This window comes from Marininema halotolerans, from assembly GCF_900116235.1.
GTDB lineage: Bacteria > Bacillota > Bacilli > Thermoactinomycetales > DSM-45169 > Marininema > Marininema halotolerans.
This window is the reverse complement of the sequence record NZ_FPAA01000006.1, coordinates 75094-88599: the sequence shown is the minus strand read 5'-3', so window position 1 is coordinate 88599 and position 13506 is coordinate 75094. Positions and strand designations below refer to the sequence as shown.

The 13506-nt window shown below is 44.1% G+C and carries 10 protein-coding genes; 4 read left to right on the top strand and 6 right to left on the bottom strand.

Annotation, left to right across the window (positions count from 1 at the left end; translation table 11 throughout):
• Positions 1–10: 10 nt before the first annotated feature.
• The 3 genes from CHX35_RS09275 to CHX35_RS09265 all read left to right on the top strand — a co-directional run bounded on the left by CHX35_RS09275 (position 11) and on the right by CHX35_RS09265 (position 6968).
• Positions 11–1354 carry a YheC/YheD family endospore coat-associated protein gene (locus CHX35_RS09275; protein ID WP_091836856.1) on the top strand — a complete coding sequence of 448 codons (1344 nt, stop codon included), beginning with the start codon at positions 11–13 and terminating at the stop codon, positions 1352–1354.
• Positions 1336–1809 carry a GNAT family N-acetyltransferase gene (locus CHX35_RS09270; RefSeq protein WP_091836854.1) on the top strand — a complete coding sequence of 158 codons (474 nt, stop codon included), beginning with the start codon at positions 1336–1338 and terminating at the stop codon, positions 1807–1809. The genes CHX35_RS09275 and CHX35_RS09270 overlap by 19 nt, the downstream gene beginning before the upstream one ends.
• A gap of 332 nt (positions 1810–2141) precedes the next feature.
• On the top strand, positions 2142–6968 hold the full coding sequence (locus tag CHX35_RS09265; RefSeq protein ID WP_176391996.1) for a WIAG-tail domain: 4827 nt from the start codon (positions 2142–2144) through the stop codon (positions 6966–6968).
• 55 nt (positions 6969–7023) lie between these two features.
• On the opposite strand, the gene CHX35_RS09260 is transcribed toward CHX35_RS09265, so the two are convergent.
• The 6 genes from CHX35_RS09260 to CHX35_RS09235 form a co-directional block, all read right to left on the bottom strand.
• On the bottom strand, positions 7024–7593 hold the full coding sequence (locus tag CHX35_RS09260) for a beta-class carbonic anhydrase (protein WP_091836851.1): 570 nt from the start codon (positions 7591–7593) through the stop codon (positions 7024–7026).
• An 80-nt stretch (positions 7594–7673) separates the two neighbouring features.
• Positions 7674–9083, bottom strand: coding sequence for a SpoVR family protein (locus CHX35_RS09255; RefSeq protein ID WP_091836849.1), 1410 nt, complete (start codon positions 9081–9083; stop codon positions 7674–7676).
• A gap of 120 nt (positions 9084–9203) precedes the next feature.
• A complete protein-coding gene (locus CHX35_RS09250; RefSeq protein WP_245838718.1) occupies positions 9204–10268 on the bottom strand; it encodes an MBL fold metallo-hydrolase in 1065 nt (354 codons plus the stop codon).
• A 180-nt stretch (positions 10269–10448) separates the two neighbouring features.
• Positions 10449–11090 carry an SDR family oxidoreductase gene (locus tag CHX35_RS09245; protein WP_091836847.1) on the bottom strand — a complete coding sequence of 214 codons (642 nt, stop codon included), beginning with the start codon at positions 11088–11090 and terminating at the stop codon, positions 10449–10451.
• Positions 11091–11292: 202 nt separating this feature from the next.
• Complete coding sequence (locus CHX35_RS09240; protein WP_091837073.1) at positions 11293–11604, bottom strand: DMT family transporter; 312 nt, start codon at positions 11602–11604, stop codon at positions 11293–11295.
• A gap of 56 nt (positions 11605–11660) precedes the next feature.
• A complete protein-coding gene (locus tag CHX35_RS09235) occupies positions 11661–12266 on the bottom strand; it encodes a TetR/AcrR family transcriptional regulator (RefSeq protein ID WP_091836845.1) in 606 nt (201 codons plus the stop codon).
• A gap of 185 nt (positions 12267–12451) precedes the next feature.
• On the opposite strand from CHX35_RS09235, the gene fni reads away from it, so the two are divergent.
• On the top strand, positions 12452–13495 hold the full coding sequence (gene fni, locus CHX35_RS09230; protein WP_091836844.1) for a type 2 isopentenyl-diphosphate Delta-isomerase: 1044 nt from the start codon (positions 12452–12454) through the stop codon (positions 13493–13495).
• Positions 13496–13506 lie beyond the last annotated feature (11 nt).

Here is a 13506-nt window from a genome sequence, read left to right as displayed (position 1 = left end):
AGTGTTTCTGATGTCTCACTCTGCTGCAGGTTGGTTGACCATACAACCTGGTTCATCGGTGATTTCTTTCACCCCACATCCACGCTTCTCTACTCAACCCATGCCCGAATACCTTCCTATTTCCATTGGGTCAAACCTGAAAAAAAAGGTACGGGTTCGTAACAGCACGAAGAAAAGAACTTCACCACGCATGCTGCCTACGCGTCTCGTTTTAAATAGCCAGGGTGAATGGGAAGCTGGCCCCTTCATTGCCATTCTTACCTCAGCAAGTTCCAATCCCTTCGGAGGCAACCGTTCCAATTTTGCTGATATTATTCGAATGGGTAGACGGATTGGTGTGACCGTTTACGTGATCACAGCGGATGGTTTTGATCCGAACTCCTCCACCGTACAAGGGTGGTTACTTAAAAATACACCTTCGGGAAAACGATGGATAAAATCCGTCCTACCCACCCCCCATGTCGTTTACAATCGCATTCCCACACGGAAAGCTGAGCGTCGTGACAAGGAACAATCCCTCTTGCGTTCAATTGATGCGAATCCCAATATCCACCTTTTTAACCCTAGTTTCTTTGACAAGTGGAATCTTCATCAATGTTTACAAAGCACTAATGATTTTCAACACCTTCTCCCTGAAACCTATGAATGGGGGAGCGTTGAACACTTTCATCAATTAATTACAAACCATGATACCTTGTATCTAAAAGCAGTCCATGGTAAAGCAGGTAATGGGATGATGAGAGCCCGTAAAGTGGAGGAAGGCTACGAGATCGTTTTACAAACGATGGAAAAGCGATATGTGTACCATGCTAGCGATTGGAAAAATCTCTATCTAAAACTCAATAAATTAACCCAAGGTCGCGAATACATTGTACAACAAGGAATTCCTCTGGCTAGGTACCAAGGCCGTCCCTTTGATCTCCGCCTGCTTCTTCAACGTGATGAGAAAGGCGAGTGGGCCAAAACAGGACTCGGTGTTCGAGTAGCTGGAACAACTGCCATTAGTACCCATGTTCCTATGGGAGGTTCGATTGCTGAGGCGAAGGCGGTACTGACCCAATTATTTGGAGAAAAGGCCCCCGCCATCATGCATGAAATTGAAAAAACAGGGGTAAAAGTCGCTCGGAAAATTGAATCTCATAAACAAGCAACCCTTGGTGAAATGTCGATGGACATGGGAATTGAAACCAACGGTCGACTATGGTTTTTTGAAGCCAATGCCAAACCTATGAAGTTTGATGAACCAAAAATTAGAGAACTTTCCCTTCGAAGGCTCTTACAATACTGTATCTTTCTGAGCGGATTTCAACTTCCTATGCAGAAAGAGGCGGATATATGCTCACTCAGGAGTTAACCCCTGAACAACTTCACCGTTATCGTGATCGTCTCATTCGATTTTCCTATCGTCATGGGGATAAACGAATCACACACAAAGCCCTTCGTTGGTTAAAGAAACTAAATGCCTCGTCCTTCCCAGATGGTACGTACCTCGCGATTGCCAGGGAAGAAAAACGACTCGCTGGGTTTATCCTCTTTGGCAATTATGGTCTAGATGAAGCCTATATTGTCGTCCATCCAGACTTTCGGAAGCGTCATGTAGGAGAAGAGTTATTTAAACAGAGCATCCACTCGCTGGGTCGTGTTTATGTACGAGTCGCTTGTGACAATACCCCGAGCCTGAAGCTTTGCTTCGCACTGGGCCTAAGAGCCTTCCATTTCACGACGGGTCCCACAGGCAAACCGACGCTCTGTTTAGGTGGTGGCGAATGGAGCGAGCAGGAATTTAATTCCTACGAACTGATCCATTAAAACCAAGGGCATTTTCCCCATTAAATAACCGCTCTCTACGGATTAGAGAGGGGTTATTTTGATGATCCAGATGATCGTCAAAATAACCCCTTCATTTCAATTTAATAACCTGAGAATGTTATTTACTGCTCCTGCGTATTACTCAACATACATAGAGAATTCATGCGAATGAATTCATCACTTAGGAACCTTTAAGCTCAAGGTTATCCATAGATACATGAACACCCTCACGAAATATATTTTCTTCCGCCCAGTTTTCATCTAAGTGTCCCGGCATTCGTTGCTAATGAATATACCTATAGGTGAGTGTGGAAAAGAAAGGGATGATATGTGTGAGCCGCAAAAAAAAGCCAGGCAACCGCAACCAAAATCGTTCTCTGCGATTGGAAGACGAATGGGTGCTGGAACAGATCATCCAACAAGAGATGGAAAACATTAAAAAACAGCCCCCTCCTCGCCCCCAGACTTCGGTCCCATCTCAGCCAACCCAATCCACTACATCTTCCACCAATTCAGCCTCTCCCAAATCACAAAAAAAAGCGACAACCTCCAAAGACCCCTTGGATACAAAAAAAACCACTACAGAGAATCTTCCGAAAGAATCGGCTTTTGCAAAAGATCCTTCACCTAAAAACACAACCCCAGAACCCCCTATTTTAGAAACCATGTCCAATAAGATCAACAAGCCGCATACGAGTACCAACACCGATCCACAATCAGAAGATCAAGTGAAAAAATTAAAAAATACCCGTAGTAAAAGTAGTCCTTCTCGAACATTTATCTACACGGATGATATTGTCGACGGAGCGATCACCTCTGAAAAAATTGCGCAAAATAGCATCGATGAACAACACATCCGTATGGGAGCAATAGCAACAAAGCACTTACAAGATCATGGGATAGACAGTTCAAAACTAGCTGATGGATCCATTTCCTCCACTAAGCTCATATCCCAATCCATCAAAGGACAGCACCTTTCTCCCCAAATTATCACTTCTGACCATTTACAAAGAGAATCGATCAGCGTCCATCATATCCAAGAAAACACCATCACCGAGAATCGTCTGGCGGATCAATCCATCGGAAGCACAAAAATTCAAGATGGCGCTATTCTTTCAAAACATATCGCTGCAAAAACCATCCATAGTGACCATTTTGCCGATGAATCGATTAACGCATCCAATTTGAAACAAGGGACCATTACGACCAACCATCTTGCCAATGAATCGGTAAACACAGCCAAACTGGCTGAAAATGCGATTGCTGAACATCATTTGCAAAGGGATACCGTTAAGAGCCACCATTTAACAGATAAATGCATCGAAAACAGTAAATTAGCCCACTCCTCTGTGGGAAGTGAAAATATTAAGGATCATTCTATAAGATCACCTCATTTATCTAAAGGAATTATTCGAAAAGAGCATCTTCAAACAGGAAGTGTTCAAACTGATCACTTAGAAGATGGCATTGTCACACAATCGAAAATAGCGCCCCACTCCGTTGATAGCGATATCATTAGGCCCTATTCTGTCAACAGTCTCCATCTCACCAAGGGAGCCATTAAAGAATCACACCTTGAAAATGAATCCATCTCCAAATCAAAGATCGTTCCACGATCCATTGATGCAGAGTTGCTTGATGAAGGCTGTGTCCAATACTACCACCTCGCAGACAACTCGGTAGCGGAACATCATATACTCGATGGGACAATCACCCCCAACAAATTAGCCAATCGAGTTGTGACCACCGCCAAAATTGACGCTGAATCCATCTCCACTGACAAACTGATTGACTACGCTGTCACACGTTCCAAAGTAAGTGATTTATCGATTAACGATGAAAAAATTGATAATGATGCCATTATGGAGCGTCATTTAACAAAGGGTACCGTTGCCTCACGCCATCTGCAAAAAAACGCTGTCCAATCTTCTCATATCGCTCATGAGGCTATTGGTGAAGAACATTTGCAGGAGAACGCCATTCAAACCCCTCATATTACCCATCATGCTATCCGTGACCATCATTTATCCTCTGATTCCGTATCGGCCCATCATATTCAAGAGGGCTCCATCCAAATTGCCCACCTGACTGACAACATCATCGGCACAAAACACTTGACCAAAGGAGCGATTACTTCCTACCACTTGCAGCATACTTCTATCCAATCCCCTCACATCGCTGACGATGCGGTATGCTCACGCCATATTCAAGATGAAGTCATTCACAGTTCCCATATTGGCAATTTTTCAATCCGTGAGCACCACCTAGACTCTAATTCCATCGCCCCTCAGCATATCAAAGAGGGATCCATTCAAACCCCTCATCTAACCAATGATGTAATTCATGAAAACCACCTTACAAAAGAGTCTGTTGCTTCACAGCACCTGCAAAAAAACTCGATCAAACCCCATCATCTGACCAACGATGCGATTGGCGCCCATCATATTCAAGATCATACAATCCATACTTCCCATCTCGCCGATCATGCCATTCGGGAGCAACACCTTGCTGAAGGTACCATCACCTCAAAACACCTTCAAGAAAACGCCATACAACTCTCCCATTTAGCCGACAATTGCATCAGTGAACAGCATCTGCAAGTGGAATCCGTTGCTTCGCGGCATATACAAGATCACACCATTTACGACTATCATCTCACCAATAAATCCATTGCCCCCCACCACTTACAGGAGGCTTCCATTCATTCGACTCATCTAGCCAAGGATTCGGTCGATACGCATCATATCAAAGAAAATGCCATTCACGCTTCCCATATCACAGAGGATACGATTCAAGAGCAACATCTTGCCGAAGGTGCGATCACCTCGAAGCACCTTCAAGAAGGTTCCATTCAACTTTCCCATTTAGCCGACAATTGCATCAGCGAACAACATCTGCAAGTGGAATCCATTGCATCACGGCATATTCAAGATCGAACCATTTACGACTATCATCTCACCAATAAATCCATTGCTCCCCATCACTTACAGGAGGCTTCCGTTCACTCGACTCATCTAGCCAAGGATTCCATCGATACGCATCATATCAAAGAAAATGCGATTCACGCTTCCCATATCACAGAGGATACCGTTCAAGAGCAACATCTTGCCGAAGGTGCAGTCACCTCTAAGCATCTTCAAGAAGGTTCCATTCAACTCTCCCATTTAGCCGACAATTGCATCGGCGAACGACATCTGCAAGGGGAATCCATTGCTCCTCATCACTTACAGGAGGCTTCTGTTCATTCAACTCATCTAGCCAAGGATTCCATCGATACGCATCATATCAAAGAAAATGCCATTCACGCTTCCCATATCACAGAGGATACCGTTCAAGAGCAACATCTTACTGAAGGTGCGATCACCTCGAAGCATCTTCAAGAAGGTTCCATTCAACTTTCTCACCTATCGGACGAATCCATTCATGCCTTAAAACTATCAAAGGGTTCGATCGATTCCCACCACTTGCGAAATCATATCGTCGACCAATCTCATATTGCCAAAGGAGCCATTCTGCCTCAACACCTAACCACCGAGTGTATTGCCTCCGAACACCTCCAAGTGAATGCGATTCACAAGGATCACATTGAAGAGGGATCAATTAATGATTACCACATTAGGGAGAATTCCATTGCTCAACACCATTTACAAAACAAATCCGTTCTCCCCCAACACATCGCGGAAGGTTCGGTTCATGAGCCTCACCTTGCGGAAGATTCGATCGCCTCTCACCATCTCCAAAAAGATTCGATTCAAGGGGATCACCTTGCGGACAACGCCGTCCAAGAACACCATATAAGAATTGACTCCATCTCATCGAATCATTTACAAAATAACTCGATTCATGAAGATCACCTTGCGGATCAAGCCATCACCGCAAAACATATCACGAAAAACGCAATCACAAGCAAACATATACAAAAGGATTCCATTCGCTCAATCCATCTTGCATCCGACTCCATCAAAAAAAATCATATTTCGAAAAACGCAATTTTCTCCACACACTTACAAAATGACATTATTCAATCCCCCCATCTAAGTGAAAATAGCATCTTATCTACCCATCTCACTGATAAATTAATAAAAAACCAACACCTCTCCTACGAGGTCATCTCCTCTCAACATTTACAAAAAAACTCAATTCAAGGAAATCACTTGACTGATAAAGTAATCGATACGCGTCACCTCAATACAAACACCATTTCTCCCCGTCATATAAAAGATGCCACCATCCACTCTCATCACATTGCCCGAAACGCGATACAAAATGAACATCTTGAAGATCAATCCATTCAACCAGAAAAGTTATCCAAAAATATTCCCTATATCCAAAACGGAACTACCTCCTTTCATCTCAAGGCCAATGAAAAAGAAACCATGATCACTGTAAACTTAGATCCAGCTCTGATCGATCAAGGCGCAATTCCTATCGCCATGACCAATCAACCAACCTGCACCGTCTGTTTGGAAGGTCCCTCCGAATCTGGCTTTCATCTACGAATCTCTCGGTGGACACATACCAATCATGCGCTTTCTGGAACCTTGTTCTGGATTGCCACTGCGCTAACCAACTCCGTTTCTCAACAACCTTTTTCTGAAGAGAACCAGGCCGCCGTGGATGCATCAAAGAACAGTTCTTCCACCGAAGAGACCGTCGATCATGATCTGATTGGCGTACACTCGATCAACCAAGATCCTCCGCCAAAGGATCCAGACAAGTATCATTGGGAACCCGTCCAATCAGCTTGGTGGAATGAGATCGAAGAATCGCCTCCCTTACTAAACGAACAAGAAATCACATCTGCCAATCCGCATCACAAGGAGTCATCATCTAAGGAACTTCCTTCGGAGTCCAATGAGCCATCGACTCCAGAAACCTCTTCTCAACATCAGGAGTCGTCATCTAAGGAACTTCCTTCGGAGTCCAATGAGTCTTCGACTTCAGAAACCTCTTCTCAACATCAGGAGCCGTCATCTAAAACACTCCCTTCACAGACCAATGAGTCTTCGACTCCAGAAATCTCTTCTCAATATCAGGAACCATCACTTAGATCAACAGAGTCCAATGAACCCCTGTTGAATGAACAAAAACCCTTCACTACCCTAAGCGGAAAATACGGGAAGACCATAAGAAAACGGAAACTAAACAAAGATCGATAACTGCTTTTAACGTAATAAAGAAAGGCGGTGCCAAATTTGGCACCGCCTTTCTTTATTATTCGTTGCTGCCATATCCACTGGTGACTACATCTAGCTTTCCTGTTTCCGGATCAATGACCATTCCATGGACGGGTATTTCTTTTGGAATTAAGGGATGCTGGCGAATTAACGTAACACTCTCCTTAATACTCTCTTCTACTGATGAGAATCCCTTCAACCAGCCATGTATATCAATGCCTGCACGCTCTAATGTATCAATGGTAATGCTTGATATTCCTTGGTTTAGCATCTTATCAATCGTCTCTTCCGGGCGAATGCCTCCCATGCCACAACCATGATGACCCACAACACATACCTCTTTGGCACCGAGTTCATAGATCGCAACGACTAGGCTTCGCATCACACTTCCAAAGGGATGCGAAACAATTGCACCCGCATTTTTGATAATTTTGGTGTCCCCGTTTTTTATATTCATCGCTTGGGGTAACAAATAAGTGAGTCGAGTATCCATGCAGGAAAGTATTACCAGTTTTTTGTTTGGAAATTTGGTGGTTTGATACTCCACATATTTCTTTTCCTGAACAAACTCGCGATTGTGTTCCAATATATTGGCTAGCAAACTCATCCTATCCACTCCTTTACGATATGTATCTCCCTTCCATTATAAATTGATAAACCTCCCCCTGACCAGCAGGGGGAGGTTTATCATAAAAATCTGCGATGGCATTTCTTACCGTTGAATGTGAATAGTACTGGTTTCTTTTCAATTTCCGTTTCGATATGAATGGTCTTACCCCAGAGATTGTGCACATGGGGAAGTGTTTTTTCAATATACTTCACATCGAGCTCTACACCTTCAAAGGAATGTTTTAAATATAGTTCCCCGTTGTTAAGATAATCTCCATTCATGACCCATATCGTTGGATGACCACCATTTACCCGTGAGGTGATCAATTGTTCTCGAATATTTCTCCAATCCTTATCCGAAATCGCCCACTCATTTCCATTTCTTTGAAAGATATAAAGATCCAAATCTTCGACGAGTTCTTTCGTTAGATAATTGCGTATAAAGGATGTATCCAAATCCACCTCCCGTATTTCAAACATCTTCTCCCTACCTTTTCCTATTTCCCGACCATAGCGTTCCTGTTCTTCCTGTGTAGGATGATCCCAACGTTTTTCAATATCCTCAAACATTTTTAATCCGAGAAAGTAGGGGTTAATGGAGGTTTGGGAAGGCTGTATCACCGAAGCATTCAACTTTGCAAATTCGAGGGTTTCTTCCTCACTTAGATCCATTTCTCGTAAAATCCGAATATGCCAATAAGATGCCCACCCTTCATTCATAATTTTTGTTTCCATCTGGGGCCAAAAATAGAGCATCTCTTCTCTCATTACCGTCATAATGTCTTGTTGCCAATCCTCTAGCTCTTGGCTATGATTCATCAGGAAGAGTAGCAAGTCTTTTTCAGGCTCCTCAGGCACGCGGATGCGTTGCTTTTCTGATGACGTTTCTTCTTTTTCTCGCTGATCCAGTCCCCATAAATCGTCATAGGGTGACCTTTGTGTAAATGGCACCTCTGCTTTCTTCTCTTTTTTGCGCCGAGGTCTTTTTATCAAGCTAGGATCCACATGTTCTTGGATGGCAAGCACACTATCGAGGAAACTTTCCACCGTCTCTTTCCCATGCTCTCGTTCGTATTGGCGAATTCGTTCAGCGCTCGCCGCCATACTCTCTACCATATCCCGGGACGTATTCGAAAAACGGACATTATTTTTAAAGAAATCACAGTGTGCAAGCACATGGGCTGCAATTAACTTATTTTGAATCAAACTATTCCCCTTCAACAAAAAAGCATAACAAGGATTCGAATTAATTACCAATTCGTAGATGCGACTTAAATTCAAATCGTATTGCAACTTCATTTTGTGGAACATTTTTCCAAAACTCCAGTGGGAAAAACGCGTTGGCATTCCATACGCTCCAAACGTATAAATAATGTCGGCTGGACAAATTTCATATCTCATGGGATAAAAATCCAGACCAAACCCCTTAGCAATTTCGGTGATCTCTGCAATCGCATGGTTTAGCTGTTCCATTTCATCAGACACCATTATCTCCTCCTCACCCCATGGCCGCTCTCTATCAGCATACGCACCCGGGTAGGAAACGTTGTGCAAAAATGGACAAAAGGGGAGAAGTCCCAATGAAGGACTTCTCCCCTTTTGTGTTTACTAATCTAAAATCGTCCGGCGTGATGAAGAGCGTTGAGAACTTCGCGCCACCATCTTGACGGAAGGCGAGACCTTCTTCGTTGCTGTTGGATACCGTTCATCCTCACTTTGACCGCCGGTCAAGGTAGGGGGTTGATCCAAGCGTAAAACTTGACCCTGTTCCCGTATGACAATTCTGTCCGCCTCTTCCCCAGCGGCAGCAATAAAACGTTGAATCGGTTCATCCACCGGCTCTTGTGATAAGACAAAGGTATTCCAATGAATGGGAGTCACTTGATGTGCACCACTATCTTGAGCCATCTGCCAAGCTTGCTCCGGCGTACAATGTGCTCCTTGGAAAGAATCTGGGGAGTATGCCCCAATCGGTACTGCAATCCAGTCAATTGGGCCTTCATCGCGCAAGGTTTTAAAACTGTCTGTCCAAGCGGTATCTCCCGAGAAAACTAATCGACGCCCTTTCTTTTCAATCATATAGCCATTAAAACCATAATCCGTATTCCAAGGGAAACGATTTCCCCAGTGTTTCACTGGAAATGCCTTTACACGTAACCCAGGGACTGGTTCTACTTCTTCACGGCTCCCTAATTCGGTGACAGCTCCAAAGGAAAACCGGCGTAACAATCGTTTTGTATTCGTCGCCGTCACCACATGGATATGAGGCGCCCCTAATGCCTTCAGGGATGACATATCAAAATGATCCATGTGTGCATGGGACAATAAAATGACATCAACATCTTTCACATCCTCAATCCTGAGGGCGGGTGGCGTATAGCGTTTCATTCCAATTTTTACTCCTGGGGCAAGGGTAACGCCTATCTTACCATCAAAAACAGGGTCGGTAAGAATTTTGGTACCATAAAAATTAATATACAACGTAGAATGCCCAATCCATGTGACTGTAACATCTTCATGATCCCACTTTTCAATTTCTGGTCGCTCACCAACCTCACGAAAAGTAGGTCGAGGCATTAATCGCCTAAGACGCTCATAGCGTAGAACACCAGCGATCAAGAAGAGTAACACACACATACTTACAAAGAATAAAAAACCATACAGAATTACCATCAACTGAACTCCTCTCCGTTCTGGGGAAGGTGATGAGGGCGATAACCCTTGGTTTTATGATGGATAGGGTCCACTGTCACCGCTTCACATAATTAGATAATACACCATTCATCTAAAGGTGTGCCCTTTGCCCTTGTAAAAAACCGCCCTTCCCATAAAGGCGGTTTTTTACAAGGGCTATTAAATTGACTGAAGAGCTTTTGGAACTGGTACAGAACCTGAAAGCATCTCAAAGGTCTTTCCATAGGTATTTTCCTCGTCCAGGCATTGAATTAATACCTGTGCAACATCCCCACGGCTGATTCTCCTTGAACGATCTTCAATACGATCCGCCGCTTCAATCGTACCTGCTGGTGGGTCGTCCGAAAGTGCTCCAGGCCGCACAATTGTATAATTTAAGCCACTTTGTGATAAATGATCATCCGCATCTTTTTTCGCCTGTAGATAATACCGCATGCTATCGCTTGCCAATTGAGGCTCATCTGCTCCCATGGAGCTTAACATAATGTAACGTTTCGTATCCTGTTTGATGGCTTCGTCAATCGACCGAATCGCACCTAATCGATCCACCAGTTCGGTCTTATCCGAACCCGTTTTGGAACCCGATCCCGCCGCAAAGATTACCGCATCAATTCCCTCGTAAGCGTGGCCAAAATCCTTTTCCAAATCACCCTCAACTACTTCTGCTCCGAGTGCTTCAAGTTCTGGAGCCTGAATCTTGTCACGAACCATTGCCCGCACACGGTGTCCAGGATGTTTACTTAAATATTCAACGACGAACCGACCGGTTTTGCCGTTAGCTCCAATAAGTAGTACTTGCATAAGAAAAAGCCCCTTTCCACTTAACAAAAGATAATGGATCTCTTTATCTATTAACGCAAAATAGCCCTTTTAAACATGTCCTCTCCTTAAAAACATAAAACCGCTTCAACCATGAGTGGTCGAAGCGGTTTTATGTTTTTATGGCGTTACGACCGTCATCGTTAGTTGGATGTACGGTATCGATGATCATCTCCTCCTTTTCTTAGGCGATTTTCAGCCCAATGACGCCAGCAAGGATCAATCCGATGGAAAAGAGTTTGGCCATACTCACCGGTTCTTGAAACCAAAAAACGCCTGCCACTGTCACCAACGCAGTACCAATACCTGACCATATCGCGTAGGAAAGACTTAAGTCAAGTTGCTTTACTGCAATGGTCAGAAAAGTAAAACTGACCCCATAGCATATGATCATGACGACTGCATAACCCGGTTTACTAAATCCTGCAGAAAATTTCATCGAGATGGTGCCAGCCGCTTCAGAGACAATCGCAAGCGCAAGGAACAACCATGCCATAATAAATACCTCCTTGAACATTACAAATGCCCCTTTTCCCGCGAAAAAAGCCCCCATTACAGGGACCCTTGCTCCTCTTGACCAAGGAGATATTGACGAATAAGGATTGACTGAGTGGCTAGGGAGGTCCGTCCTCCGTCAATATATCGTTGGATGACAAGACCATTAATCGCTGCCAGGATAAAACGAGCAACCTCCTTCTCAATTCCCAACAGACGAATGATTCCCTGCTCATACTGAACAAGTGCTTCTCTTGGCCCTGGCTCCGCTTCAGTTCCTTCACCCTGTTGACGGGTATAGTCCATCCAAATAATTACCTGGTTCAGAAAGTAATCCTCCCGGTCGATAAAAAATCGAAGTAGGGCATCGACTCTCTCTGAGAAGGTATCCGCTCCTTGAAGGGCTTTTTCTACGTCGAAAAGGTCTTGATGGGTAATATACTCCACCAGCTGTCGAAACAAGTCCTCTTTACTATCAAAGTAATGATAAAGAGTTCCTGTCGAGACATTGAGGGCCTTCGCAATCTTGCGCATGGTAAGAGAACCATATCCCTCATGGGAAAACAAATTGAGACATTGACTTAACAGCTTCCCACGCACTTCATCGTGATTGATGACTTTAGGCATGTTCTTATTATAACAAACGTTCGATTTAAAATGCAACCCTTCCTACTTCACCCTTTGTTTTTTCATAAAGGTAGACATCTCGTTCATCAGATGCAATGATAAGTGCACCCCCTCACCATGAACCGATGAGATTGGTATGGCAAATGGCCCTATGGGTAAGGTAAATATGCCACTCGCACTCCGGATCATTGTAACCGCCTTTTAGAAAGGACATAACATTGATGGACAACCACGAAACGGAACAACGGAAATCAGAACATCTGGATATCGTCCTTCATCAGAAGGTAACGAGCCACCAAATTACGAATGGATTGGAACGCTATCGTTTCCGCCATGAAGCCTTACCCGAGATTAATTTTTCCCACATTGATATAGGAACGAAATTCCTCAATAAAACCCTTTTAGCCCCCTTTGCAGTAAGTTCGATGACAGGTGGCACGGACTCCGCTCTATATATCAATCAAAATCTTGCTCTGGCAGCCCAAGAGCGGGGTTGGGCTATGGGTTTAGGTTCTGTACGCGCCGCGTTAGAACATCCTGAGGTAGCTGAGACATTCCGTATACGAAAATATGCACCTGACATCTTACTCTTTGCTAACCTCGGAGCGGTTCAGTTGAACTATGGTTATGGGGTAGATGAGTGCAAGCAAATCATTGATCTTACCGAGGCAGATGCACTCATACTCCATTTAAATAGCCTACAAGAAGTATTTCAACCAGAGGGAAATACCAATTTTCAACACTTATTTTCCCGCATCGAAGCACTTTGCTCTGCCCTGGATGTTCCTGTTGGGGTAAAGGAAGTGGGCTGGGGCATTCACGGGGAGTTAGCCACACGCCTTTATAGTATCGGGGTGGCATTTATTGATGTGGCTGGAGCTGGGGGTACTTCATGGAGCCAAGTTGAAAAATACCGTTCTCCAGATAATCAAATCCGTCATGCCGCAGAAGCCTTTACCGAATGGGGAATTCCCACGTCAGATTGCATTATCGATGTTCGCAAACATGCTCCTCATCAGCATTTAATTGCCAGTGGGGGAATAAATACCGGGGTAGAGGGGGCAAAATCACTTGCCCTTGGGGCTGATTTGGTTGGTATTGGAAGATCGCTACTGCATAATGCCTCATCCGCTTCCACACCGGACACGTTAATATCGCAACTAAAGCGAATTGAATGGGAATTAAAAGTCGCCATGTTTGGCATTGGCTGCAAAGATATCCCTTCACTTAAAGGAACCAATCGCATCGCTTTGATTCACCCATAAAAAAACGTCCT